We start from the raw sequence: 25,298 nt of genomic DNA, 5'->3' as shown, positions 1-25,298 counted from the left end.
CGCGGCAAGCGGGCCTTCCCGCTTCACTCCCGGATGTGCGCGGACTTCACGATGCGCTCGTAGCGCGCGTGCTCGGCCTGCACGAAACGGCCGAGGTCTTCCGCGCTGCCCGAGCCGGGCACCGCGCCCTGCTCGCGCATCTTGGCCACGACTTCGGGATCTTTCAGCGCCGCATTCAGCTCTTCGTTCAGCCGCTTGACCACGGCGGGCGGCGTGCCCGCCGGCGCGAAGAGGCCCGTCCAGGTCACGACCGAGAAACCCTTGAGGCCCGGCAGCTCCGCCAGCGCGGGCACGTCGGGCAACTGCTCGATGCGGCCGGGGCCGGTCACCGCCAGTGCACGCATGCGACCCGCCTGCACGTGCGGGATGGCCGAGGTGCTGACCAGCATGGCGGTGTCGACCTGGCCGCCGATCACGTCGGTGGCGATCTGCGAACCGCCCCGGTAAGGCACGTGCGTGACGAAGATGCCGCTCTTTTCCTTCAGCAGTTCCATGGCCAGCTGCAGCACGGTGCCGATGCCGGAGGTCGCGTACGTCAGGCTGCCGGGCTTTTCCTTCGCGAGCTTCACGAAGTCGGCGTACGTCTTCGCCGGCAGGCGGTTGCCCGCCACCAGCACCATCGGCGCGGTGTTGAGCATGCCGACAGGCGTCAGCGCCTGCAGCGGCTCGAAGCGGTAAGCCGCCGGATTGACCAGCTTGGCGATGGCGATGGCGCTGTCGGTGCCGGCCACCAGCGTGTAGCCGTCGGGCGCGGCGGAAGCCGCCTTGGTGACGCCCACCGCGCCACCGGCGCCGCCCACGTTGTCGATCACCACGGTCTGCTTCAGGCGTTCCGAAAGCTTCTGGGCGACCAGCCGCGCGTTGAAGTCAACGCTGCCGCCCGCGGTGTACGGGACGATCAGCGTGATGGGCTTGGCGGCCGGCCATGCCGCTTGCGCGGAAGCGAGGCTCGACGCGAAGGCGAAGAGCAGGGGAATGATGGGCTTGAACATGCGGTCCTCAGAGGTCTTGCAGGTGCTGGCGGCGCAGCGCGTCGAACTCGGCCGGCCACTCGACGCGCCAGCGCTGCTTCACGGATTCGTCCAGCCACGCGCCGTCGATGCCGTTGAGCATGAAGCCGCGCAGGTCGTCGAGGGTGAAGCCGAAATCGCTCACCATCATCCGCCACGCGCCGGTGGGATCGACCTTGTGCAGCGTCGGGTCGTCGGTGTTCGGGTGGATGCGCAGGCCCAGCGCGGGCATGCGCCGGATCGGGTGGTCCAGTGCCCAGCGCTCGGGCGGCAGCGTGCGCAGGTAGTACGAATTGGTGGGCACCACCGTGAACACGAGGCCGCGGCGCGCGCATTCGGCCGCGTACTGCGGGTTGTCGACGACGGTGTAACCGTGGTCGATGCGATCGACCTTGAGCGTCTCGACCGCCGTGCGGACGTTGTGCCAGGGCAGGCCGAACTCGCTGGCGTGGGCCGTGGTCTTCAAGCCGCCCTGCCGCGCCAGCGCGTAGGCCGCTTCGAACAGCTCGGGCGGGTGCTCGTTCTCGCGGTAGTCGATGCCGATGCCCGCCACTTCTTCGCATCGGTGGTCCAGCAGCCAGCGCACCATCTCCAGCGACGCTTCCGGCCCCGCTTCGCGGTCGATCGCGCCGATCAGGCGCGCCGAGATGCCGAAATCGCGCCGCGCATCGCGGATCGCCTGCACGATGCCGTCCTGCGCGGCCGCATAGGGGATGCCGGAAACGTGCACGGTCCCGGTGGGGTTCCACGAAAACTCGCTGTGCCGCACGTTGTGCGCCGCCGCGTCCTGCAGGTACTCGTACGCCATGCGGTGCAGGTCCTGCGGGCTTCGCACCAGTGAGGCGTCCAGCGCGCGCAGAACCCGCAGCACGCCCACCGGCTTTTCGCCGCGGGTGTAGAAGCTGGTGATCTCTTCATCGGCCAGCGGCGCGCCGGCGTTGCGGTTCAGGTCGCGGAAGGTCTGCTCGCGCACCGCGCCGAACAGGTGGCAATGCAGCTCCACCTTGGGAATCGAGCGCAGGAACTGCTCTAGCGCTGGGGCCTGGGTCATGCCGCGATTTTCGCGCAGCGGGTGCGGCCGCCCTGGCGTGATTCGTAAACTGGCGCCATGGCCAAGGAGATCGCCCCGGGGCAGCAGCCACTGCGCTTCGCTACTGCGCGCGCGTTCGAAACCTGGCTGAGCAGCAACCACGCCACTTGCGACGGCGTCTGGCTGCTGATCGCCAAGGCCGGCGCCGGGGAGCCGACGGTCACGTATCCGCAGGCGGTGGAGATCGCGCTGTGCCATGGGTGGATCGACGGGCAGAAGAAGGGCCTTGACGATCGGCACTGGCTGCAGCGCTTCACGCCCAGGCGTGCGCGGAGCCTGTGGTCCAGGGCGAATCGCGAGAAGGCGCAGGCCTTGATCGCATCGGGCCGGATGCAGCCCAGTGGAATGGCGGAAGTCGTGACGGCACAAGCCGACGGGCGGTGGCACGCGGCTTACGACAGCGCGAGCACGGCGGTCGTGCCGCCGGACCTACAGCCGCGCTCGATGCACGGCCGCCAGCGAGGTCCTTCTACGACCAGCTGGATGGTGCCAACCGCTATGCCGTCCTGTGGCGGGTGCAGACTGCCAAGCAGCCGCAGACGCGGTCAAAACGGATCGAAGCGCTCGTGGAGATGCTCGCCCGAGGCGAGAAGATCCACGGCTGAGAGCGACGTGGGCGCCTGCGGCTAAAGCACCGCGAGCACCGCCGCCACCACCACGAACAGGCTTCCCACCGTGGCGACGAGCGCCACGTCCTGGCGGCGGTCGCCGCCGAGAAAGCCGAACCCCGCAGCCCACAGGAAGGAGCCGCCCATCACGCCCAGCAGCAGGGCCACGTCGGCGAAGGTCATGGCGACTCCCCGCGTGAGTGCGCGGCAGGAACAAGGGAACAGGACTCGCGCGGCCAGGGGCGCGCGCTCGATCTCGCGATGCGATGCATGAGGGGAAACTCCGTCAGCAAGGGCCGTCGCGCGGACGGCCGTTTTCACCAGCGGCGCTGGAGCAGGCCCGGTGATTCGTGTCGCGCCGGTGGGGGAGGAATCCCCGGGCTCAGGCGGGTGCGTGGGAACGCATCGGAGTCATGGCGGGCAGTCTAGCCCGGCAGCAGCGCAACGCCATGCTTGGCGACGAATGCCCCGCCTGTTCTTGCCAGATTGCGTTCACTCCGCGCGCGGCGCCGGCGGGTTGCCGTCGCCCTGTTGCGCGTCGGCGAGATGGTCGCGCCCTTCGGCGGCGTCGCGGTGCAGCGCGGCGCGAACCAGCATCAGGTAGGTGACCGGCGTGCCCACCGCCATGAAGCCCGCGATGAGCAGGTGGTGCAGTACCAGCCGGCCCTCCACAACGCTCGAGCCGATGACGCAGGCCAGCAGCACCAGGCCCGTGCCCAGCGTCGATGCCATGGTCGGCGGGTGCACGCGCTCGTAGAACGTGCGCATCGTGAGCAGGCCGAAGGCGCCGGCCAGCGCGAAGAGCGCGCCGATGAGGGCGAGGACGGCGGCGACGGCGCTCATTCGATCACCTCGCCACGCAGCAGGAACCGCGCGGCGGCCGCAGTCGATGCGAAGCCCAGCGCCGCGATCACCAGCGCGGATTCGAAGTAATAGGGGCTGTCCGTGCGCAGTCCGTGCACGAGGATGGACAGCATCGCGACCACGTACAGCGTGTCCAGCGCCAGCACGCGGTCCTGCGCGCGCGGTCCCAGCACCAGCCGCACGAAGGCGGGCAGCAAGGCCACGCCCAGCAGCACCTGCGCCGCGAGCAATGCCGTGTCGGTGAAGGAAGCGTTCATCCGAAGATCTCCAGCAGCCGCCGCTCGTAGCGGCGCTTGAATGCGAGAACCCAGGCCTGTTCGTCGGCCAGGTCCAGCACGTGCAGGGTGAGGACGCTCGCGGCGGCGTCGTAGCGTGCCCAGGATGTTCCGGGCGTTGCGGTGACGATGCAGGCCAGCACTGCGAGGCCCGCGGGATCCCCCAGCTCAAGGGGGATACGCAGGAAGCCCGCGATGCGCGGCGCGCGCCGCATGCGCAGGGCGATGCGCGCGACGGCCAGGTTGGACTGCACGATGTCCAGCGCCACTGCCCCGAGCAACTGCAGCGCAGGCACGGCCAGGCGCCGGACCTTGCGCCGCGGCGGCTCCAGGCGTGCGTACGCCGCGGCGCCGGCCACGCCGGCGGCGATGCCGATCAGCAGCTGGGCCGGCTCGAGGGTGTCGTTCAGCGCCAGCCATGCGAGCAGCAGGAAGAAGGCGAGCAGCGGATAGGGCAGCAGGCGTTTCATGGCTGTCGCAGGACCTCCCGGATGTACGCGTCGGCGGGATGCAGCGCATCGGCCGCCGCCTGCAGGTAGGCCAGCGCGGGACCGGCCAGCACCGTGAGGGCGAGACAGGCCGCGATGAGGCCTGCGACGGGGACGATCTCGATCAGGCGGACGCGAGGCGCCTTGCCCGCCTCGGCCCAGAAGGCTCGCACGCCCGCGCGCGCGAACGCGACCACGCTCGCCAGCCCCGACAGCAGCACCAGGGCCAGCAGCACCCACGCTCCCGTGCCGGCGGCTTCGGGCCGCAGCAGTACCGACAGCAACGAAAACTTGGCGACGAACCCGGGCAGCGGCGGCAATCCCGCCAGCACCAGCGCGGTACAACTGAAAGCGATGCCCAGCACCGCGACGCTGGCGGGGATCAGCACGCCGGCGCTTTCCTCGGCCTCGGTCTCGTCTTCACTGTCCACGCCGAATGCGTCGGCGGTGACCGCGAGCAGGTTGGCGCCCGGCGCGCGCGACCGCTCCACCAGTTCCACCAGCAGGAACAGCGCCGCCGTCGCGAGCGTGGAAGCCACCAGGTACAGCAGCGCGGGACCCAGTGCCGCCGTTCCGCCCACGCCGGCCGCTGACAGCAGCGTGCCGGTGGAGGACACCAGGCTGAAGCTGGCGATGCGGCCCAGGTCCTGCGAGCCGAGCATGCCCACCATGCCGAAGACGAGCGTGGCCATGCCGCCCAGCGCGATCAGGTCGGCCACCGGCAGCCCGCCGAACACGACGTACGAGACGCGCAGGACCGCGTAGAAGCCCAGCTTGCTCAGCACGCAGAACAGTGCGCCCGCCGGCGCGCTGCTCGCGGAATAGGTGGCCGGCAGCCAGAACCCCAGCGGCCACATGCCGGCCTTCAGCAGGAACGCGATGCCGAGCACGGCCGCGCCGGCCTGCAGCAGCGGGCGGTCGGCCTCGGGAAGCTGCGTCAGCCGCACGGCGAGGTCGGCCATGTTCAGCGTGCCGGCCATGCCGTAGAGCAGGCTGACCCCGACCAGGAACAGCAGCGAAGCCGCGAGGTTGACCACGATGTAGTGCAGTCCGGCGCGCACGCGCAGCGCGCCGCCGCCGTGCAGTGCCAGGCCGTAGGAAGCAGCCAGCAGCAATTCGAAGAAGACGAACAGGTTGAACAGGTCGCCCGTGAGGAAAGCGCCGCACAGCCCGGCGAGGAGGAACTGGACGAGCGCGTGGAAATGCGGCCCCGCGCGGTGCCACCGGGCCAGCGAAAACAGCAGGGCCGCCACGCCGAGCATCGACGTGAGCAGGACCATCGCGACCGCCAGCCGGTCCGCGACCAGCACGATGCCCACGGGCGCGACCCAGCCGCCCAGTGCGTACACGTGCGCGGCGGGCGTGTCGGCACGAGCGACCAGTGCGATGGCCGCCGCGAGCAGCCCCAGCGCGCTGGCCAGGCTGATCGCGGCCTTGGTCGCGTGTCGCGATTCGTCGATCGCCAGCAGCAGCGCTCCCGCCAGCAGGGGCAGCACCACGGGAAGCACCACCAGGTGCGCGGCCCAGCCGTTCATTGTTCGGGCTCCCGTCCGTCCACGTGGTCGGTGCCGGTCAAGCCGCGCGCGGCGAGCAGCACCACCAGCAGGAGCGCGGTCGTGGCGAAAGCGATGACGATGGCCGTCAGCACCAGCGCTTGCGGCAGCGGGTCGGCGAAATGCGCGGGGTCGGGCGTGCCGGCGGTGCCGACGATGGGCGCCGCACCGCCGCGCACCCAGCCCATCACGAAGATGAACAGGTTCACCGCGTACGACAGCAACGACAGCCCGACGATCACCTGGAAGGTGCGCGGGCGCAGCAGCAGCCACACGCCGGATCCGGCGAGCACCGCGATGCCCAGCGCGACCACGATTTCCATCAGCGCCTCTCCACCGCGCGGTGCGCCCGCGTGGACTGGTGGCCCAGCGCCGTCAGCAGCAGGGCGCACGCGCCCACCACCAGCAGGAACACGCCCAGGTCGAAGAAGAACGCCGTGGGCAGGTGCAGCGCGCCCAGCAGCGGCAACTGGAAGTGCGCCACGTGCGAGGTGAGGAACGGATGCCCGAACCACCACGATCCGGCGCCCGTCGCGAGCGCCAGCACCAGCCCCATGGCCATCCAGGCCAGCGGGCGGATCGGCAGCCGGTCTTCGGTCCAGCGCGTGCCGCCGGCCATGTACTGCAGCACCAGCCCGATGGCCATGGCGACGCCGGCCGCGAAGCCGCCGCCCGGCAGGTTGTGCCCGCGCAGCAGCAGGTGCAGCGCGACCAGGCCGGCCGCGGGAAACAGCCACCGCATCAGGACTGCCGCGGTGCCGAGGTCTTCGCGCACCGAAGCGGGCGTCTGTCCCCGTCGCTGGGGCGGTGGCATCGCGCTCTCCGGCGCGGGCCGGAAGCGGCGCAGCAGCGCGAAGACCGTGATGCCGACCACGGCCAGCACGGAAATCTCACCCATCGTGTCGAAGCCGCGGAAATCGACGATGGTCACGTTCACCGCGTTCGTGCCGCCGCCCAGCGGCCACGCGTTCTGCAGGAAGAAACGCGACACCGTGCCCTCGGGCAGCGGCCGCGTCATCACCGCATACGCGACCACGCCCAGGCTGCAGCCCGTGCCGATGGCGAGTGCCAGGTCGCGTACCCGCCGCGGCAGCTTGCGCGACGCGCTGTCGCGTGACTCGCTGGCGGGAAGCCGTTGCGGCAGCCAGCGCAGGCCGAGCAGCAACAGGATCGTGGTGACCACTTCCACCAGCAACTGCGTCAGCGCCAGGTCGGGCGCGGACAGCCAGACGAACGTGAGGCAGACCACCAGGCCCGCGCCTCCCGCCAGCGTCAGGGCGACCAGCCGGTGGTATTTGGCCTGCCACGCCGCGCCGGCGGCGCAGCCCATGCCCACGATCCAGGCCATGACGAACGCGGCATCCGCCCGCGTGCCGGGCAGGCCGCCGAAGCCGATGCCGGGCAGTGCCGACCAAAGGCCCGCGGCCAGCGCCACGGCAAGCAGCAGGGCCAGCTGCGGCTGCAGCCGCCGGGTGCCCATGGCGCGCTCGAGCGCGCGCGCCCAGCGCCACGACAGCGCCGCCAGGACGGTGTCGAACACCTGGCGGCCCTGGATCGGCGGCATCAGCGGCGTGCCTTCGCGGCCCGCCGCGAAGTGGCGCCCCAGCGCGAGAAAGAGCAGCGTGCCGCCCACCAGCGCCGCGAAGCTCATCGCGAGCGGCAGCGTCAGGCCGTGCCACACCGCCAGGCTGTACTCGGGGACCGCCGGTCCCAGCACCGAGCGCACCGCCACCTCGAGCATGGGCCCGACGGTGGCCGCGGGGAACACGCCCACCACCACGCACGCCAGCACCAGGCATTCGATCGGCAACCGCATCCATCGCACGGGTTCGTGCGGCCGGCGCGGCAGGTCGGTCGCGGGCGGGCCGAAGAAGACACCGTGGATGAACCGCAGCGAGTACGCCACGCTCAGCATGCCCCACACCGCGGCGATGTAGGGCAGCGCGCGGTCGATCGCCTGCACCGGTCCTTCGGCGCGCAGCGTCTCCGCGAAGAACATCTCCTTGGACAGGAAGCCGTTGAGCAGCGGCACGCCGGCCATGGCGGCCGCCGCCACCATCGCCAGCGTGGCGGTGATCGGCATCGCCCGGTACAGGCCCGACAGGCGGCGCATGTCGCGCGTGCCTGCTTCGTGGTCGATGATGCCGGCCGCCATGAAGAGCGACGCCTTGAACGTGGCGTGGTTCATGACGTGGAATACCGCCGCGACCAATGCCAGCGGACTGTTCAGGCCCAGCAGCGCCATCGCCAGACCCAGGTGGCTGATCGTGGAATACGCCAGCAGTCCCTTGAGGTCGTGCTGGAAGATCGCCGCGTAGGCGCCGAGCACCAGGGTCACCAGCCCCGCGCCGCCGACGACCCACGCCCACGCATCGGTGCCCGCGAGCACCGGCCACAGCCGCACCAGCAGGAACACGCCCAGCTTCACCATGGCCGCGGAGTGCAGGTACGCCGACACGGGCGTCGGCGCGGCCATGGCTTGCGGCAACCAGAAGTGGAACGGGAATTGCGCCGACTTGGTGAGGGCGCCGGCGGCGACCAGCAGCAGAGCGGCGAAGTAATGCGGGTGCGCGCGGACGCTGTCGCCGGCCGCCAGCACCGCGTCCAGGTCGTAGCTGCCCGCGATGCGGCCGAGCAGCAGCACGCCCGCCAGCAGGCACAAGCCGCCCGCGGAGGTGATGACCAGCGCCATGCGCGCGCCGTCGCGCGCCGCCGGGTTGTGGTGCCAGTAGCCGATCAGCAGGAAGGAGAAGACGCTGGTGAGTTCCCAGAAGAACACCAGCTGGAACAGGTTGCCCGACAGCACCACGCCGAGCATGGCGCCCATGAAGGCCAGGAAGAACGAGTAGAACCGCGCGACCGGGTCGCGCGGCGACATGTAGTAGCGCGCGTAGAGCACCACCAGCAGCCCGATGCCGGTGGCCAGCACGCAGAACAGCCAGGCCAGTCCGTCGAGGCGCAGCGTGAAGTCCAGGCCCGCCGATGGCACCCAGGCCGCGTGCAGGCGCACGCTGCCGCCATCGCGCACGCGCTGCGCGAAGCCCGCCGTCACCGCCAGCGACCCCAGCGCCGCCGCGGCCGCGAGCCACACGGCCGCGCCGCGCCGGCGCGAAGGCAGCGCGAGCGTCGCGATGGCCGCTGCCCACGGCAGCAGCAGCACGATCAGGAGGGCTTCATCGGGCATGGAAAGGGTTGGCGGCGGGAGCGCCCCAGCTTATCGGAGTCGGACGCGGCAGGGCGCCGCGCGAGCTCATCAAGAAGCTTGCGGGACCACGGCGGCCCGTGGCAGCACCAGGACGTCGGCGCTGCACTGCATGAGCACCTCGCGGGTCAGCCGGCCCAGGAAGAAGTCGGCCAGCAGGCCGCGTTGCCGCTTGCCGATCACCACCAGGTCGGCCGGCAGCGCCCGTTGCCTGGACAGCACCGCGTCGACCGGATCGCCGAAGCCGACGCATGGCGTGGCCTCGTGGCGGCCGCCCGCATCGAGCAACTGCGCGAGGGCGGCGCGGGCCTGTCCCAGCACCGAGGGCATGGACGACGGCTCGCGCCCGGCCGTGCGGGCTTCGGCGGCCTTGACGCTGACCGCATGGAAAGCTTCCAGCCCCGCGCCGGGCGCCATGGCGCGCGCGGCGGCCACGGTGGCCGGCGCGGACGGTTCGAGATCGACGCAAGCCAGCACGCGCGCATAGCCGCCGTCGGGCGCCGCGCCCTGGGCGAAAGCGGCATTCACGCCGCGCTTGACCACCAGCGCCGGCGCGCGGCACAGGCGGATCAACCGGTCGAGCGCGATGCCGGCGACCTGCTGCTTCAGCGCGTTGTCGCTCGACGAGCCGACGACCAGCAGCCCGCAGGTGCGCATGTGCGCGGCCACGTGCTTCAGCAGGTCGCCGGACGCGGCCTGCGCGTCCACCCCGATGCCCAGGCGCCCGCGCAATTGATCCGCCAGTTCCGTCACGGCGTGCTGCGCGGCGGGCAGCAGCTTCGGATCGCGCTCGACCTGCAGCACGCGCAGCGCCCAGCCGTGCTCGCGCGCGAGCAGCGCGGCGCGGCGCACGGCGTTGCTGCCCGCCGTCGACAGCGGCCCGACGACCAGGACTTCGGTGATGGCGGCCATGGGGCCGCCGCTTGGCGATGCATGCATCCGGAAAACTCCAGCCGGGAAAGGGGATGCCCGCGCGGTCGGCGGACGTCAACGCACCGGGGTCAGGCCCGGCGGTCGTTGTGGTGCGGGAGGAGGAGGGAGGAGGCGACCGCCGGGCTCACGAATGTGCAGCCGTACGGTGCAGTGCTGGAGGCGCGGGGTGGCGGCTTCGCGTGCGCGCGATCGCTTCCATGCGGAGCATGGAAACAGCGGCAGGCCGTGGGCGCGAGGCGCGAAGCGTCATGCGGTCAAGTATAAGCGGGCACCTCCCCTTCGCCGCGGCGCGCCCCGGCCGGCCGCGAGCGGCCGTGCAGGGGCAGCAAGAGGACGTCCGCGTGGCCCGCGCCGATCACGCGCGTGGCGATGCTGCCGGTGAGGAGCTGCCCGAGCAGCGAACGCCGGCGCCGGCCCATGACCACCAGCTGCGTGCGGCTGCCGCATGCGCTCTCCAGCACGCGCGCCGCCACGTCACCGGACGACACCATGCTCGCGGTGCGATCGTCCGCGCGCGCGAGGGTGATGGCGCGATCGAGCGCCACGCGGGCGGCCAGCGAACGGCGTTGCCGTTGCGCGCGCATCGCGGGCTCTGGCGCGTCGGCCAGCCACAGCGAAGACTCCACGCGCCGGTCGAGGACGTGCAGCACGCGCAGGCGCGCTTCGCCTGAGAGCTGCCGCGCCGCGTCGATGAGGGGCGCCGCGTCGTCATCCAGCTGCACCGGTACCAGCACGCGGCGGTACGGGGCAATCGCCGGGCGCGCGACCACGAGTGTCGGCATGTCCAGCCAGCGCGAGGCGCGTTCCGGCGGTGTGCCCCACAGGCATTCGGCGATCGCGTGACCGGGCTGGTAGGGCAACACGAGAAGCCCGGCGCCCGAGCACATTGCCGCGACCCGCGCCGGCGCCGCGCCGGCCGGCAGCAGGTCCAGCGGCACGCCGAGGCCCCGCGCGATCATTTCGGCGCGCAAGCCTGCTTGGCGGCCCTGCGGGCTGTCGTCCAGCAGGGCCAGGACGGATCGGCCGGCGAAGCATGGCCAGCGCAGGCCATGAGTGGAAGGAAAGGCATTCATGAACGCACCCCTTGGCGAGGTCCCCGGCCTGCCGCGGGCAGGCCTCCGGCGCTGCGTGCGCCCGGCGATTCACGATGCGCGTGGCGGACGAATCGCCGGGCTCAGGAAAGTGCCGTCTGCAGCAGCGTGCGGCGCGGCGTGAAAGGTGGCTGGTTCACGCGATGCAGTGTAGGCGCGGCCTTGCGCGGGTCCGCCGCGGCGGGGCAAAGACCTGCCGATCCTTGCCAGATTAGCGCCGGCACGGCCCGCGATGGCCGATACTCCGGCCGATGAATCCCGCCACCGCCATCGGCCGTCCTGCAGCAGCGCCCCGCGCGCTCGCCATGCAGCGGGTGGCGGCGTGCCGGCGAACCGCCGCACATCCATGAGCCCGGCGGTCGCCTCCTTCCCTTCCAAGCGCTGACTTTCGACCGCCGGGCACCAGCCCGCGCGAAAACCTGCCGCCTGCCGCATGCGGGCGGCGTGTGCCGTCATCGCTCATGGATTTCACGACCAACTTCCTGCGGGCCAAGGGCCCGTGTGCCGCCGGATTCCGCTGGTACGTCCGGCACCAGCAGCAGCCGACCAACGGCTATCAGCACGTGCTCGACGCGCTCGTGGACGCGGGCCGCGTCGACGACGCGTGCTGGCTTCTCGACCAGCTGGGACCGACCAACACCTTGCTCGAGGTGGACAGGCTCGATGCGCCCGCCGTGGTGTTCGCGGGCGCGATCCGCGCGCGGCGCGGCATCGACGTGGGAGGCGTGTTGCGCGCGGGGCGTTCGATCGCATGCGAAGGCGCGCTCGCCGCGCGCACCGTCGCCGCGGGCGGCGAAGTGCATGCGACGGGTCCGCTGGAAAGCGCGGGCCCGCTGACCGCCGCGGGCGTGCGCGCGCGGTGGATCGACGTCCGGGGGCCGGTGCGGGCCAGTGGAGATGTCCGGGCTGCGGACGCGCTGCGCTGCGGCTCGTTCGAGGGCGCCGGTGACCTCGTCGCCCGCGGCAGCGTGGCCGTCGATGGCGGCCTGCGTTGCGAAGGCCGCGTGAAGGTGGCCGGCGACGTCGAGTGCGGCGGAGCCATGCACGTGCGCCTGGGCGTCGAGTGCGGCGGCTCGGTCCGTTGCGGCGGCCCGCTGGACGCGGGCTGGGGTGTGCGAGCGGGTGGGTGCGTGGTCGCTGCCGCGGCCATCCGCGCCGGCGAGAGCATCCGCGCCGGCGGCGAACTGCGCGCGGGTCCGGGCTACGGGATCTATGCGGGAACCGCCGTGGCCATCGAGGACTGGGCCACCTCCGCCGTGGTGTGCGCGTGCACCCGGCCGCGGAACCTGGTCAGCGGCGACTGGCAGGGCGCGGACCTCGTGCTGGGAAAGGGGAGGGCCCGATGAACGCGATGAGCACGTGCGCCTGGAACCCGGCGCAGCTGCTGCCGTGGTGGGCGGAGTTGCGCATCGACGTGCAGCTGCCCCCATGGAGCGTGGAGTCCGACCTGCGCCGCCTGCAGCAGCGCATGCAGCGTCCCGGCGACGCACTGGGCCAGCTGGCCGCCATCGAGCTGCCCGTTCCCGGATTCGCGTTCCGCCATCGGCAAGCCGACGGCGAGCACTACGTGTACGTGGAAGACCTCGCGTGCGGGCGGCTGGCCGGCTACACGGTCTTCAACCGGCTGGTGGAGCTGAGCCGGCGGGCCGATCCGCACCTGCGCTCGCCGCACTCGCGGTATGGGCACGACTACCAGCGCCGCGGGCTCGCTTCGGCGGTCTACCGCTGGGCACTGCAGCGCGGCATGTGCCTCATCACGGGACGCCGCCAGTCGCGCGCGGCGCACGCGTTGTGGACGTCGTTGTCGCGGCAGCACGAACTGGGTTACGTGCTGCTGGAGGCGAAGCGCCTGCGCTGGCTGGGCCACCGGGTCGATCCGGATCTGCTGGGCGCATTCCATACCCGGATGGTGCTGCTGGGCGAAGGTTGGTCCTGCGGGCACTTCTGCGAAGCAACGGGTGCCGACCGCGCGGCGCTCGCGCAGCACGTTGGCGAATCCGGGTAAGGCCTTGTGGCGAGCCGGCTGGTTCGCCTAATCCTTGCCCGGCGGTGGATCGGCTGGCGCCGCGACGGGCAACTGCCACCCATGCTTCATCGCCAGCACGCGCAAGCCGAAGCAGAGGCCAGCTCCGGCCAGTGCCGATGGCACCGCGGGTAGCTGAAGAGCGGACGCGCCCACCACCACGGCCGCGCCGGCCAGGGCGGCGACGGCATACAGGTCGGCGCGCAGCACAGCGGGCACGCGCGACAGGAGCACGTCGCGCGCCATGCCGCCGCCGATGCCCGTCAGCATCCCGAGCAGCGTGGCCATCACCGGGTTGAGCCCGTGCGCCAGTGCCTTGCCTGCGCCCGTCACGGCGAACAGCGCCAGGCCCGCGGCGTCGAACAGCAGCACCGGGCTCCAGTCTTCGCGGATGCGGGACGGAAAGCGGAAGGTGAGCAGGCCGGCCAGCACCGAGACGCCGAGGTAGTGCCAGTCGCTGACCGCGCCCGGCGGCACGGCGCCGATCAGCAGGTCGCGCGTGATGCCGCCGGTATTGGCGGCAGCGAACGAGAGCACCAGCACGCCGAACAGGTCGAGCCGGTGCTTGACGGCGGCCATCCCGCCGCTGAGCGCGAAGACGAAAGTGCCGGCCAGGTCCAGCGCGTACAGGAGGGAAGGCGTGGAGAGCACGAACGGATTCGAGACGGCCATCACGCCGCCGCGGCGGGCATCCAGGTCCTGCTGGCGACGACCAGCGTCTCCACGCCCGTGCGCAGGGTGGGATGCAGGACCGGCGCGAACTTCGGGCTGTGGTTGACGGGCAGGTCGTTCACGCGATTGGCCGCCTTGGCCTCGGCGTACCGCTGTGGATCGGTCCCGCCCACGAACCAGAACACCGAGGGGGCGCGCCAGTCCGTGCCGAAGGAGCCGAAATCCTCGCTGGCCGGCGCCGGCCCGGTCTCGCGCACCCGTTCCGCGCCGAAGTGCGCACGGAACGCATCGGCCAGCCGCTTGCTCGCGTCGCGGTCGTTCACGTTGAGCGGATAGCGGTCCAGCACCGTGATCTCGGGCTTGCGGGGCGCACCCGAGGCCTGCGCTTCCGCATTGACGATGCGTTCGATGGCGGCGAGCACCCGCGCGCGGACGCCCTCGTCGAACGTGCGCACGTTCAGCTTGATGACGGCCTCGTCGGGGATGACGTTCTCCTTCGTGCCGGCCTGCAGCGCACCCACGGTGACGACCGCGGCTTCGGCCGCGGCCACCTCGCGCGAGACGATGCCCTGCAGCCGCATGACGGTGGCCGCGGCCATCACCACGGGGTCGACGCTGGCCTGCGGCATCGAGCCGTGCGCGCCGCGGCCGAACAGCCGGATCTGCAGGCTGTCGGCCGCGGAGGTGATGGCCCCGGCGCGGCCCGCCACCGTGCCGGCGGGGCCGACCATGACGTGCTGCCCCAGGACCACGTCCGGCTTCGGGAACCTCGACAACAGGCCGTCGGCGATCATCGCCTGCGCACCCTCTGCCGTTTCCTCGCCGGGCTGGAAGACGACCAGCAGCGTGCCGCGCCAGGCGGAGCGGGCGTCCGCCAGCAACCGGCTGGCCCCGGCGAGCCAGGTGACGTGCATGTCGTGGCCGCACATGTGGGAGACGGGCACGACGCGGCCCTCGCGGTCGGTCGCCGTTGCCTTGCTCGCGTACGGCAGGCCGGTGGCTTCTTCGACCGGCAGCGCGTCCATGTCGGCACGCAACATCACCGTGGGCCCCGCGCCATTGCGCAGCACGCCGACGACGCCGGTGCCGCCAATGCCGGTGCTCACGTCGAAGCCGGCCCTGCGCAGGTGGCCGGCGGCCAGCGCGGCCGTGCGCTTCTCCTGCATGGACAGTTCCGGATGCGAGTGGACGTCCTTGTACAAGGCTTCCAGGTCCGCCAGCATGGCGTCGAGATCCTTCAACACGGGATCGGCGGTCAGGCTCGGTGTCGCGCTCATGGATGCTCCTTCGGGCAGTTCTCGGCCGGCGCACCTTCAGGACGAGGTCTGCGCGTCGTTGTCGATGGGGATGACCTGGCCGGAAATGGACTTCCCCGCGCTGGAGGCGAGGAACACCACCAGCGCGGCGATGTCCGCGGGGTCGACGAAGCGCTTGAGGGACTGGACGCGCATGGCATCGGCCCTCACTTCGTCCAGCGGCCTGTGCTCCGCGCCGGCGCGGCCCTGCAGCACGCGCTCGATGCGCTCGCCGGCGACCGCTCCCGGCGCGATGGCATTGACCCGGATGTCCCAGGGGCCGAGTTCCCTCGACAGCGTCTTGGCGAAGCCGATCAGCCCCATCTTGGCCGTGCAGTACGCGCTTCGGTTCGGGTAGCCGAAGCGCCCGCCCACGGAGGACATCACCACGATGCTGCCTCCCCGGGACTTCTTCAGGTGCGGGATCGCGAGCCGGGTGACGTGGAACGTCCCGATGACGTCGACCTTCATCACCGCTTCCCATTGATCGGGGTCGGCTTCGTCCACGGGCGCCGTCGGACCGGCGATGCCGGCGTTGTTCACCAGCACGTCGAGGCCGCCGCCCAAGGCCTGGACGGCTTCGCCGATCATTCGCTCGACCTCGGGCCGTTTGGAGATGTCGCACGCGACGGTGCGCAGGCCGGGAATCTCGCTCGCCGCGGCCGCGAGCGCCCGCTCGTCGATGTCGCAGATGCAAACGGTGGCGCCCGAAGCCACGAAGGAGCGGGCGATTTCCTTGCCGATGCCCGAGCCACCGGCGGTCACCAATACGCGCTGTGCCATCCGGGGCCTCCAGTCGATTGCCCACTGGCCGACATTGTCCTGGCGGACCCTGACCGGAAGAAGTCTTCGTCCAGCCGCTGTGTATCAGCGTGCTGCACGGCCTTGCCCTGCCGGGCAACAGGCCAGGCGAAGCAAGCTCATCGCGTTGACCGTGCGCTGGTTTGCCGCCATGCTGGGGCGACACCCGCTTCGGTTGCACCCGGGATGAGGAGCACGCATGGCCATCCGCACGACCGCCATTTCTTCACTGGCCGATCTGTCCCAGGCGCTCTCGCAACCGGAGCCGTGCAATCTGCAACTGCAGACTTCGGTGCTGAGCCCGTACTCGATCACGCTGCCACCGGGCTTCGTGCTGTCGGGCAGGGACCAGGAGAGCTGCGTCCTGAGCTTCAGCAACGGGGATGGCGTCGGATTGACCGCGGACAACCGCATCGAGAACCTCACCGTGCTGGCGACCCCGGCCTGCCGCGCCATCTACACGCAGGCGGGCATGGCGGACATGGGCCGTATCGCCCTGAGCGGGTTGAGCGTCACGGGCCAGGTCTCCCTCATCGCGCGAAGCGGCACCACGAAGCTGAAGCTCGACGTGGACAGGCTTCATGTCGCGGCCTGCGATTGCCGCCGCTACAGCGAGCAACCCCAGAAGTACGGCGTGAACGTCTACCAGGGGGCACTGACCGTCTACAACTTCAACGGAGACCCGGATTCCGCGATCCACGCATCGCTGACCAACATCACGGTGGGCAGCCGGGGCGCCCCGGTCATCGGCTCGGGTGTTTTCGTCAGCGGGTTCGGCGATCACGGGGGATGGGTGGAGCTGGACCAGCTCACCACCGGCGCGGTCTACTCCAACGGCATGCTGCCGTATGGGACGGCGGACATCATCACCGCGGGCGTCTTCGTGGTTTATGGCGTGCGTGCGAAGCGGGTCGAGCACTTCGGTGAAATCGTGACCTATGGCGTGAACGACATGGTGCTCGATACCTGGGGCAGCGTCGACAGCTGGCTCGCGCATGCCCCGATCACGTCGTACGGCCCCAGCGGCATCGGCTTCGTGAACTTCGGCACCGTCGGGGACTTCGTGGCCGAACACGAAGTCGTCACCCATGGACTGGGAGCGCGCGGCTTCAACCAGTACGACGGAACCGTCCGCCACATCCGGTTCCGGTCCATCGAAACCTTCGGCGATGGTTCCATCGGCGTTCAAGTGAGCAAGCCGGTCGGCACCATCGTGATCGAGGAGGGCATCACCACGCACGGCTCCGTCGGCAACACCCTGGTGAAAGGCGTGAACATGCTCCTTCCCGCGGAGGCATTCAGCGTCAAGCCGGGTGGCGTGGTCGACAGCCTTCGCGTGGGCGCGGACCTGGTGACGCATGGCGCGAACGTGACGACGTTCGCCGTCGAGGGCGGCAAGGTCAACGCGATCGACATCAAGGGAGAGGTCGTCGCGCATGGCGACGGATCCGACGCCGTGATGGTCAGCAAGAAGGGGACTGCTCCCATGGCCAACGTGCGCGCTGTCGCCAAATCCGGCAGGAGCTTCGTCGTCGAGCAGGGCGGTTGAACTGAACACAGCCTGCTTCCCGCGCGGTCCTGCATCGGGACGATGGGCGCGGGGCGGCGGCCTTCCTAAAGTGCGGTCGCATGCGCCACGCCTTGGGAATCGCTCTCCTTCTCGTCTCGGGTTGCGCCTGCGCGATCGCAGCGGAGCCGTCCGCGCCAGGCCCGATGGCCTATTTCGTGCGCATCGTGACGGAGCGATGCGCCTTCGACATCCGCCTGAACGACGTCCCGGTCCTTCCCCCGGGCACGCCGACGCGCGACGTCGAGGTCACGCTGCCGGTCAACCACTGGGTCGTGCCGGGCCGCAACACCTTGAGCGTGGTGCCGGACCTGCAGGGGCAGCGAAAGGCGCAAGGGGCCTGTGAATCTTCCGTGGCGCTCCTGTCCGCCCCCGCGGGCAAGCCGGCATCGGCCAGGGCCCCGCTGATCGAGATGCGATGGCCGGCCGCGGGGCCGCGACCGAAGGAGCCGTTCGCAGCCGCGCGCGCCCAGGTCGAGCTTCCCGAAAGCCTGCCCGCCTGGGCCTGGATGCGCAGCGACGTGATCGCCGCCGACAGGCGCACGCGCGCGGAGCTGGTGCGCGAGTACCAGCGGCTGTGGGACGCGGCCAGCCGGCGCGAGGTGCGGCAAGTGTTGCCCGCGTTCGCCGAGCGCAACCGCGAGCTCGCTGCCGCATTCCACACGGAGGAAGCCGAGATGGCGCGGCGGGCCGCGATGCTCGAGAAGCTGTCGCAGGACCGCTCCCTCGCGCTGTTTCCGCTGGAGCCCGAGGACGCCGAACTGGTCGTGTTCGCCGGCGGCCGGCTGGCGAAGCTCACCCGCTGGGACGGCCAGCCCATGCTCGCCTTCAACTACAAGGACGGCAGCGGCTCCGAGACTTTCGACGTGGTCTTCCGGCGCAGCGGCGGGCGTTGGGTGATCGCCCGTTGAAGCGCGCATGCCCTTCGGAAACCTGCTTGGCGGCCGGCGCAGCTTCTGCCTGCTGGCGCTCGCGGGCGCGCTGCGGGCAACCGGGGCCGAAGCCAACGCGGGCATGCTGAACGCGGAGATGTTTGCGGCAGGCCCCGCGCGGGAGATGGCACGCGCCATCGTGGAGGGCGACGATGCCGCCGTGCTGTCGATGGCGCGGTCGGGGCAGATTTCTTTGCTCGAACGCGGAAGGAATGGTGCGGCTTTCCTGTCGCTCGCCATCGCGGCGCGCCGCCGGCGCGCGTTCGAGATCCTGCTGGAGCATGGCGCCTTGGGCGACCCCGCCGGCCCGATCGCCGGCAACGCGCTGTATGCCGCGACGGTCCAGCCCACGCTCTACTTCCTCGAACGCCTGCACCACGCGGGCGCCGACCTGAACAACCGCGGCGGCGGCGAATTGCTGCTGGCCGTCGCGATGAACACGCGCCGGCGCGAAGTGCTCGACTTTTATCTCGCGCGTGGGGCGGACCTGGAACGGCCGACCACCACCGGCGGGACGGTGGCGCTCTACGCCGCAGACGTGGAACGCTTCGACCTAGTCAACGAGTTCCTCGACCGTGGCGCGTCACCGTGGGTGATGGACTCGATGGGCACCACCATCGGCTACGCCGCGCAGGAACCCGCCGCGACGGCGTCCTGGGTCCATGGCAGCCCCATGGACCGGCAGCGCGTGGCGCTCCTGGCGCGGCTGCGCGCCTTGGGCTTCCCATTCCCGCCGCCGACGCCCGACCAAGGGCACGCGCTGCGCCAGGCGGGCGCCTGGCCGCCGGCTGGCGCAGCGCAGCAACGCCCGCGATGAGACCGCTGCCGGCAGGATGCGCTGACTAGGTCGCACCCACTTGCAGCCCTGGGCCGCAGTCACGGCCGGGCAGCCTCGAAGGAACCCGCCCGGAAAGGCCGGGTCGAACGCCCACCACGGCCTCAAGGAGAGACGCATGGGTGGGCGTGCTCGGCATTTCCTCATGTCCGCCGGCTTGGTGGTCCTGCTTGTGGCCGTCATCGCCGCCACGCGTTCCGTCGGCGACGACAGGAAGACCCAGGCCCGGCCGCCGCCGGCCGCCGTGCCGGTCACCACGGCCGTGGCCACGCGCAGGCAGGTGGCCGTCGTGGCCACCGGCATTGGCACGGTCACGCCGCTCAACTCGGTGCTGGTGCGCGCGCGCATCGATGGGCAACTGGACCGCGTGCTGTTCCGCGAAGGCCAGGACGTCCGGCAGGGCGACGTGCTCGCGCGCATCGATCCCCTCGCGCTGGAAGCGCAGCTCGCGCAGTTCGTGGCGCAGAAGGGCCGCGACGAAGCGCAGCTGGCCAACGCGCTGCTCGACCTGGACCGCTACACCACGCTCATGCGGCAGGACTCGATCGCACGCCAGCAACTGGACACGCAGCGGGCGCTGGTGGGCCAGTTGCGGGCGACGGTGAAGCTGGACCAGGCGCAGATCGACAACGCGCGCGTCCAGCTGGACTACGCCACGATCCGCGCGCCGGTGAGCGGGCGCACCGGCAAGCGCATGGTCGACCCGGGCAACATCGTCCACGCCGCCGACACGTCGGGCATCGTGCAGATCAACCAGATCGACCCGATCAGCGTGCTGTTCACCTTGCCGGAGAACCGGCTGCAACCCGTGCTGCGCGCGCAGGCCGCCGCGCCGGGCCGGCCGCTGGAGGTGCAGGCGCTGGGCCGGACCGACGCCGCCTTGCTGGCCACCGGCCGGCTGACCCTGGTGAACAATCAGATCGACCCGGCCACGGGCACGTTCCAGATGCGCGCCGTCTTTCCCAACGCGCAGAACCAGCTCTGGCCGGGCCAGTACGTCAACGTGCGCGTGGTGCTCTCCGAGATCAGCGACGGGCTCACCATCCCGGATGCCGCCGTGCAGCGCGGTCCCGACGGCCTTTTCACCTACGTGGTGCAGCCCGACGGCACCGCCGCGGCGAAGGCGGTGGTCGTCCAGCAGAGCGAGGGCGGCCGCTCGCTGGTCACCAGCGGACTGGCCGGCGGCGAGCACGTGGTGGTCGACGGACAGTACAAGCTGCGGCCCGGCGTGAAGGTGGCCGAGACGGCCGGGTGAGCGCCCCATGCAGGTTTCGGCCTTTTTCATCCGCCATCCGATCGGCACTTCGCTGCTGGCGCTGGGCCTGTTCCTGTTCGGGGCGGCGGCGTGGCGGGCGCTGCCCGTCGCCGCGTTGCCGGAGGTGGAGTTCCCGACCATCCAGGTGTCCGCGTCGCTGCCGGGCGCCAGTCCCGAGACGATGGCGTCCAACGTGGCCACGCCGCTGGAGCGCTACTTCTCCCAGATCTCCGGGCTGACGCAGATGACGTCCAGTAGCGTGCTGGGTTCGACCAACATCACGCTGCAGTTCGACCTCAAGCGCAGCATCGACTCCGCGTCCATCGACGTCGCCGCCGCGATCAACGCCGCCGGCGGCCAGCTGCCCGACAACCTGCCTTCGCCGCCGACCTACCGCAAGGTCAACCCGGCCGACCGCGCGATCCTGCTGCTGGGCATGAGCTCGCAGACCTTGCCGGTGACGACCGTCTCCGACCTTGCCGACAGCATCGTCGCGCAGCAGATCTCGCAGCTGCCGGGCGTCGGCCTCGTCACCGTGTTCGGGCAGCAGAAGCCCGCTGTGCGGGTGCAGGTCGATCCGGCCAAGGCGGCGGCGCTGGGCCTGGACCTGGAGCAGGTGCGCACGCAGCTGGCATCGGCCACCGTCAATTCGCCCAAGGGCTCGCTCGACGGCCGGGCGCAGAGCGTGACGGTGTACGACAACGACCAGATCTTCTCCGCCGCGGCGTGGAACGACGTGCTGCTCGGCTACCGCAACGGCGCGCCGATCCGGGTGCGCGACATCGGCGTTGCCGTCGACGGGCCGGAGAACTCGCGGCTGGCGGCCTGGACGTTCGCCGGGCCGGGCGTGCAGGGGCTGGCCAACGGCAAGTCCGTGGTGGTCGCGGTCTTCAAGCAGCCGGGCTCGAACGTGGTCGAGACGGTAGACAACGTCACCCATGCGCTGCCGAAGATCGAGGCCGCCATCCCGCCAGCGGTGCAGGTCGGCGTGCTCGCGGACCGCACGCAGACCATCCGGGCTTCGGTGGAAGACGTCGAGTTCACGCTGGTGCTGTCGATCGCGCTCGTGGTCATGGTGATCTTCCTTTTCCTGCGCAACGTGGCGGCCACGCTGATCCCCGCGGCGACCATCCCGCTGGCCATCCTCGGCGCCGCCGCGCTGATGCATCCGCCGGGCTTCAGCCTGGACAACCTGTCGCTCATGGCGCTGACGATCTCGGTGGGCTTCGTCGTCGACGACGCCGTGGTCGTGCTGGAGAACATCTTCCGTCACGTGGAAGAGGGCATGCCCGCGGAGCAGGCGGCGCTGCAGGGATCGCGCGAGATCGCGTTCACCGTGATCTCCATCTCGGTGTCGCTGGTCGCCGTGTTCATCCCGCTGCTGCTGATGGGCGGCGTCATCGGCAGGTTCTTCCGCGAGTTCGCGCTGACCGTCACGTTCACCATCGCGATCTCCGTGCTGGTCGCGCTGACGCTCATCCCCATGCTGTGCGCCCGGTTCCTGCACCCACGTCCGAAAGACAAGCCGCCCAACCGGCTGCTGCGGTGGTCCGGGCGGGCATTCGATGCGATGCAGCACGGCTACGACCGCGCGCTGCACGCCGTGCTGCGCCACCAGCCGCTCACCTTGCTCGTGTTCCTGGTGACGGTGGCTGCGACGGTGGCGCTGTACGTCTACTCCCCCAAGGGCTTCTTCCCGCAGCAGGACACAGGCTTCATCCAGGGCCAGGCCGAGAGTTCGCAGGACAGCTCGTTCGAGGCGATGAGCCGGCGTTCGCTCGCCGTGGCAGACATCGTGCGCGCCGACCCGGACGTGTACGGCGTCGCGTTCAACATCGGCAACAACGCGTACAACAGCGCGAACTTCAACATCTCGCTGAAGCAGCGCAGCGATGGCCGCCGGGCCAGCGCCGACGAGGTGCTGGCCCGGCTGCGGCGCAAGCTGGCGGGGCTGCAGGGCGTGACGCTGTTCATGCAGGCCGCGCAGGACGTCAGCGTCGGCGGGCGTCTCGCGCGCACGCAGTACCAGTACACGCTGACCGATTCCAACATCGACGAACTCGGCGCGTGGGCGCCGCGCATCCTGGAGCGCCTGCGCTCGCTGCCGCAGCTGGCCGACGTCGCTTCGGACCAGCAGCTCGGCGCGCCGGCGCTGCACCTGCTGATCGACCGCGATCGCGCCGGCAGCTACGGCATCACGCCGGCGATGATCGACGCGACGCTGTACGACGCCATCGGCCAGCGGCAGGTGGCGCAGTACTTCACCCAGCTGAACGCGTATCACGTCGTGATGGAGGCTACGCCCGCGCTGGCGCAGGACCCCAACCTGCTGCAGGACCTGTATGTCAACTCGCCCGTCGCCAACCAGCCGGTGCCGCTCTCCACTTTCGCCAGCTTCGACAACACGCGCACGAACTACCTGTCGGTCAGCCACCAGGGGCAGTTTCCCGCGGTCACGATCTCGTTCAACCTGGCGCAGGGCTCGGCGCTGGGCGACGCGGTGAGCGCCGTCAATGGCGTGATGTCCGGGATGAACGCCCCCGCCGCCCTGTCGGGCAGCTTCCAGGGGACGGCCCAGGCTTTCCAGCAATCGCTGGCATCGCAGCCGCTGCTGATCGCGGCCGCGCTGCTGGCCGTCTACATCGTGCTGGGGCTGCTGTACGAGAGCTACATCCACCCGCTCACGATCCTTTCCACGCTGCCGTCGGCGGGCCTGGGCGCGCTGCTGATGCTGCTGCTCTTCGGCTACAACCTGGACGTGATCGCGCTCATCGCGATCATCCTGCTGATCGGCATCGTGAAGAAGAACGGGATCATGATGGTCGACTTCGCGCTCACGGCCGAACGCGAGCAGGGGCTGGGGCCGGACGCCGCCATCGTGCAGGCCTGCCTGCGGCGCTTCCGGCCGATCATGATGACCACGATGTGCGCGCTGCTCGCGGGCGTGCCCCTGATGGTGGGCGGCGGAACCGGTTCGGAACTGCGCCGGCCGCTGGGGTTCGCCATGGTGGGCGGGCTGGCGCTGTCGCAGCTGCTCACGCTGTTCACCACGCCCGTCGTCTACCTGTACCTGGAGCGCCTGCGCCGCCGATGGGAAGGCGGCAAGGAAGACGCGCCGGCGCCGCCCCGGGACGTTTCGCTCGGCTAGCTGCGCGGGGTCAGCCCTCCACTTCGCGCAGCGCCGCGAGCATCCCGGCCGGGATCTCGCGCGCGAGATAGCCCACGGGCCCCATCGTCCGTGCGAGGCGCTCACCCGCTTGCGCATGCAGCCACACGCCCCACGCGCAGGCCTGGGGCAGCGTGGCGCCGCGTGCGCACAAGCCGCCGATGGCGCCCGCCAGCGTGTCGCCCGATCCCGAAGTCGCCAGGCCGCAGTCGCCGCCGTCGTGCACCCAGCATTCGCCTTGCGGCGTGGCGATGGCGGTGGAAGGTCCCTTCAACGCGACCACCGCGTTCCAGCGCCGCGCGGCTTCCAGCGCCGCGGCCATCGGGGCGGCGAGCACTTCGTCCTTGTCCGCGCCCGTGAGGTGAGCCATTTCGCCGGCGTGCGGCGTGAGCAGCACCCGGTTGCGGGAAGCGGCCGATGGCCTGCACGCTGTCCATCGCCAGCGCATCCAGCACCACGCGGCGGTCCTTCAGCAGCGGCAACAGGCGTTCGATGAAACGGCACGTGGCGTCGCGGTCCATGAGTCCCGGGCCGAGCACGACGGCATGCGCCGCCGCCAGCGATTTCTCCAGCCGGGAAACGCCATCCGCCCGCAGGCCGCCGGCATCGGTTTCCGGCAGCGCGATGACGCGCGCTTCCGGCATCGCGAATGCCATGGGGTCCGCGACCGATGCTGCCGTGGCGATCACCAGTTTGCCCGCGCCGACCCGCAGTGCCGCGGTGGCTGCGAGCACGGCCGCGCCGGGGGTCTCGCGGCTGCCGGCGATGACGACGATGCGGCCGCGCGCTTCCTTGTCGGCGTCCTGCGACAGCGATGGCAGCGGCCACCCGCGAAGCGCGGCCGCGTCGATGCGGCGAGGTCGCAAGGGGGCACCCATGTCAGGACTTCGGGGCCGCCAATGCGTCCGGCTCGGTGGTGACCGGTGCGCCGTGTTCGCGCAAGGGCGCGGTGAAGTTCACCAGGTCGGGCACCAGCCGGTCGTCCAGCGGGTCGTGCTCGTACGAGGTGACGCCGCAGTTGGGCACGTCGGCCTGCCGGTCCAGCGACAGGATTTCGTGCTCTTCCAGGCATTCGACCAGGTAGCGCATGCAGTTGACGATGACCTGGTGCGCGACGATGAGCACGCGCTGGCCATGGTGCTCGCGCGTGATCATCTCCAGCACGCTGCGCAGCCGCAGGATCACGTCGCACCAGCTTTCGCCGCCGGGGGGGCGGAAGTAGAACTTGCCCACGTGCTTGCGCTGCGCCGCGAGTTCGGGGAACTGCTGGTGGATGCCCAGCACCGTCAGGCGGTCGAGGATGCCGAATTCCTTTTCGCGCAGGCGCTCGTCGACGCGCATGCGCACCCTGGTCCGGTCCAGGCCCGCCGTGTCCATCAGCAGCTGCGTGGTCTGGCGCGCGCGCACGTAAGGCGACGTCAGCACCACGTCGGGCCGCCGCGCGCGCGGCAATTCGCCGAACCACTGTCCCAGCGCACTGGCCTGCTCGCGGCCCAGGGGCGACAGCGGCACGTCCATGTCGCGCTCGGCGATGTCCAGCATCGCCAGGCCGGCGGCTTCGGCCGCATCGCGCGCGACGTTGCCGGCGCTCTGGCCGTGCCGCACGATCCACAGGGTTTTCGGCCAGGTACCCATGCC

23 protein-coding genes and 2 pseudogenes are annotated in these 25,298 nt (G+C 70.9%); 8 read left to right on the top strand and 17 right to left on the bottom strand.

Going from position 1 to position 25,298, the window contains the following annotated elements; translation table 11 throughout:
• Positions 1–23: 23 nt before the first annotated feature.
• Positions 24–992 carry a Bug family tripartite tricarboxylate transporter substrate binding protein gene (locus EZ216_RS15900; RefSeq protein ID WP_135250762.1) on the bottom strand — a complete coding sequence of 323 codons (969 nt, stop codon included), beginning with the start codon at positions 990–992 and terminating at the stop codon, positions 24–26.
• 7 nt (positions 993–999) lie between these two features.
• Positions 1,000–2,061: an adenosine deaminase family protein gene (locus EZ216_RS15895; protein WP_135250761.1), complete on the bottom strand. Its 1,062-nt coding sequence runs from the start codon at positions 2,059–2,061 to the stop codon at positions 1,000–1,002.
• A gap of 57 nt (positions 2,062–2,118) precedes the next feature.
• Here EZ216_RS15895 and EZ216_RS15890 point away from each other — a divergent pair.
• Positions 2,119–2,705: pseudogene (locus tag EZ216_RS15890) on the top strand (YdeI/OmpD-associated family protein).
• A 21-nt stretch (positions 2,706–2,726) separates the two neighbouring features.
• Here EZ216_RS15890 and EZ216_RS21470 read toward each other — a convergent pair.
• The 9 genes from EZ216_RS21470 to EZ216_RS15850 all read right to left on the bottom strand — a co-directional run bounded on the left by EZ216_RS21470 (position 2,727) and on the right by EZ216_RS15850 (position 11,096).
• A complete protein-coding gene (locus EZ216_RS21470) occupies positions 2,727–2,891 on the bottom strand; it encodes a hypothetical protein (protein ID WP_167772936.1) in 165 nt (54 codons plus the stop codon).
• A 309-nt stretch (positions 2,892–3,200) separates the two neighbouring features.
• A complete protein-coding gene (gene mnhG, locus EZ216_RS15885) occupies positions 3,201–3,551 on the bottom strand; it encodes a monovalent cation/H(+) antiporter subunit G (protein ID WP_135250760.1) in 351 nt (116 codons plus the stop codon).
• On the bottom strand, positions 3,548–3,829 hold the full coding sequence (locus EZ216_RS15880) for a K+/H+ antiporter subunit F (protein WP_135250759.1): 282 nt from the start codon (positions 3,827–3,829) through the stop codon (positions 3,548–3,550). The genes mnhG and EZ216_RS15880 overlap by 4 nt, the downstream gene beginning before the upstream one ends.
• Complete coding sequence (locus tag EZ216_RS15875) at positions 3,826–4,317, bottom strand: Na+/H+ antiporter subunit E (RefSeq protein ID WP_135250758.1); 492 nt, start codon at positions 4,315–4,317, stop codon at positions 3,826–3,828. The genes EZ216_RS15880 and EZ216_RS15875 overlap by 4 nt, the downstream gene beginning before the upstream one ends.
• Complete coding sequence (locus tag EZ216_RS15870) at positions 4,314–5,870, bottom strand: monovalent cation/H+ antiporter subunit D (RefSeq protein ID WP_135250757.1); 1,557 nt, start codon at positions 5,868–5,870, stop codon at positions 4,314–4,316. Before EZ216_RS15870 ends, EZ216_RS15875 begins: the two co-directional genes overlap by 4 nt.
• Entirely contained in the window at positions 5,867–6,211 is a 345-nt protein-coding gene (locus EZ216_RS15865; protein WP_135250756.1) for a Na+/H+ antiporter subunit C, read from the bottom strand. The genes EZ216_RS15870 and EZ216_RS15865 overlap by 4 nt, the downstream gene beginning before the upstream one ends.
• Positions 6,211–9,072 carry a monovalent cation/H+ antiporter subunit A gene (locus EZ216_RS15860; protein WP_135250755.1) on the bottom strand — a complete coding sequence of 954 codons (2,862 nt, stop codon included), beginning with the start codon at positions 9,070–9,072 and terminating at the stop codon, positions 6,211–6,213. Before EZ216_RS15860 ends, EZ216_RS15865 begins: the two co-directional genes overlap by 1 nt.
• Positions 9,073–9,141: 69 nt before the next feature.
• Positions 9,142–10,002 carry a universal stress protein gene (locus tag EZ216_RS15855; protein WP_135250754.1) on the bottom strand — a complete coding sequence of 287 codons (861 nt, stop codon included), beginning with the start codon at positions 10,000–10,002 and terminating at the stop codon, positions 9,142–9,144.
• Between the two features lie 275 nt (positions 10,003–10,277).
• A complete protein-coding gene (locus EZ216_RS15850; protein WP_135250753.1) occupies positions 10,278–11,096 on the bottom strand; it encodes a universal stress protein in 819 nt (272 codons plus the stop codon).
• Positions 11,097–11,575: 479 nt separating this feature from the next.
• Here EZ216_RS15850 and EZ216_RS15845 point away from each other — a divergent pair, with 479 nt between their 5' ends.
• Complete coding sequence (locus tag EZ216_RS15845) at positions 11,576–12,460, top strand: hypothetical protein (RefSeq protein WP_135250752.1); 885 nt, start codon at positions 11,576–11,578, stop codon at positions 12,458–12,460.
• Positions 12,457–13,119, top strand: coding sequence for an N-acetyltransferase (locus tag EZ216_RS15840; RefSeq protein WP_338050553.1), 663 nt, complete (start codon positions 12,457–12,459; stop codon positions 13,117–13,119). The genes EZ216_RS15845 and EZ216_RS15840 overlap by 4 nt, the downstream gene beginning before the upstream one ends.
• Positions 13,120–13,146: 27 nt before the next feature.
• Here EZ216_RS15840 and EZ216_RS15835 read toward each other — a convergent pair whose 3' ends face one another.
• From EZ216_RS15835 to EZ216_RS15825, 3 genes are read right to left on the bottom strand one after another with little or no spacing between them, the layout of a single operon-like run.
• Positions 13,147–13,809, bottom strand: coding sequence for a trimeric intracellular cation channel family protein (locus EZ216_RS15835; protein ID WP_135250751.1), 663 nt, complete (start codon positions 13,807–13,809; stop codon positions 13,147–13,149).
• Positions 13,809–15,086 (bottom strand): amidohydrolase, encoded by a 1,278-nt coding sequence (locus tag EZ216_RS15830; protein ID WP_135250750.1) that lies wholly within the window; start codon positions 15,084–15,086, stop codon positions 13,809–13,811. Before EZ216_RS15830 ends, EZ216_RS15835 begins: the two co-directional genes overlap by 1 nt.
• A gap of 36 nt (positions 15,087–15,122) precedes the next feature.
• Positions 15,123–15,887 (bottom strand): SDR family oxidoreductase, encoded by a 765-nt coding sequence (locus EZ216_RS15825; RefSeq protein WP_135250749.1) that lies wholly within the window; start codon positions 15,885–15,887, stop codon positions 15,123–15,125.
• Positions 15,888–16,104: 217 nt separating this feature from the next.
• On the opposite strand from EZ216_RS15825, the gene EZ216_RS15820 reads away from it, so the two are divergent.
• From EZ216_RS15820 to EZ216_RS15800, 5 genes are all read left to right on the top strand, one after another.
• The gene (locus EZ216_RS15820; RefSeq protein WP_205959688.1) at positions 16,105–17,454 is read left to right on the top strand and encodes a hypothetical protein; all 1,350 of its coding nucleotides are present in this window, start codon (positions 16,105–16,107) and stop codon (positions 17,452–17,454) included.
• Positions 17,455–17,618: 164 nt separating this feature from the next.
• Entirely contained in the window at positions 17,619–18,383 is a 765-nt protein-coding gene (locus EZ216_RS15815) for a hypothetical protein (RefSeq protein WP_135250748.1), read from the top strand.
• Positions 18,384–18,390: 7 nt separating this feature from the next.
• The gene (locus tag EZ216_RS15810; RefSeq protein ID WP_135250747.1) at positions 18,391–19,221 is read left to right on the top strand and encodes an ankyrin repeat domain-containing protein; all 831 of its coding nucleotides are present in this window, start codon (positions 18,391–18,393) and stop codon (positions 19,219–19,221) included.
• A 136-nt stretch (positions 19,222–19,357) separates the two neighbouring features.
• Positions 19,358–20,494 (top strand): efflux RND transporter periplasmic adaptor subunit, encoded by a 1,137-nt coding sequence (locus tag EZ216_RS15805; RefSeq protein WP_135250746.1) that lies wholly within the window; start codon positions 19,358–19,360, stop codon positions 20,492–20,494.
• Positions 20,495–20,501: 7 nt separating this feature from the next.
• The gene (locus EZ216_RS15800; RefSeq protein ID WP_135250745.1) at positions 20,502–23,642 is read left to right on the top strand and encodes an efflux RND transporter permease subunit; all 3,141 of its coding nucleotides are present in this window, start codon (positions 20,502–20,504) and stop codon (positions 23,640–23,642) included.
• A 10-nt stretch (positions 23,643–23,652) separates the two neighbouring features.
• Here EZ216_RS15800 and EZ216_RS22000 read toward each other — a convergent pair whose 3' ends face one another.
• The 3 genes and pseudogenes from EZ216_RS22000 to EZ216_RS15790 all read right to left on the bottom strand — a co-directional run bounded on the left by EZ216_RS22000 (position 23,653) and on the right by EZ216_RS15790 (position 25,295).
• Entirely contained in the window at positions 23,653–24,030 is a 378-nt protein-coding gene (locus tag EZ216_RS22000; protein ID WP_275405153.1) for an ADP-dependent NAD(P)H-hydrate dehydratase, read from the bottom strand.
• A 112-nt stretch (positions 24,031–24,142) separates the two neighbouring features.
• A pseudogene (locus EZ216_RS21995) lies at positions 24,143–24,538 on the bottom strand (NAD(P)H-hydrate dehydratase); the annotation flags it as partial.
• Between the two features lies 1 nt (position 24,539).
• Complete coding sequence (locus tag EZ216_RS15790) at positions 24,540–25,295, bottom strand: histidine phosphatase family protein (RefSeq protein ID WP_135250744.1); 756 nt, start codon at positions 25,293–25,295, stop codon at positions 24,540–24,542.
• Positions 25,296–25,298 lie beyond the last annotated feature (3 nt).

Origin of the sequence: Ramlibacter humi (genome assembly GCF_004681975.1) — a bacterium.
In the GTDB taxonomy this organism is placed as follows: Bacteria; Pseudomonadota; Gammaproteobacteria; order Burkholderiales; family Burkholderiaceae_C; genus Ramlibacter; species Ramlibacter humi.
The sequence above is the reverse complement of the archived record's forward strand: the minus strand, read 5'-3'. Positions and strand labels throughout refer to the sequence as shown.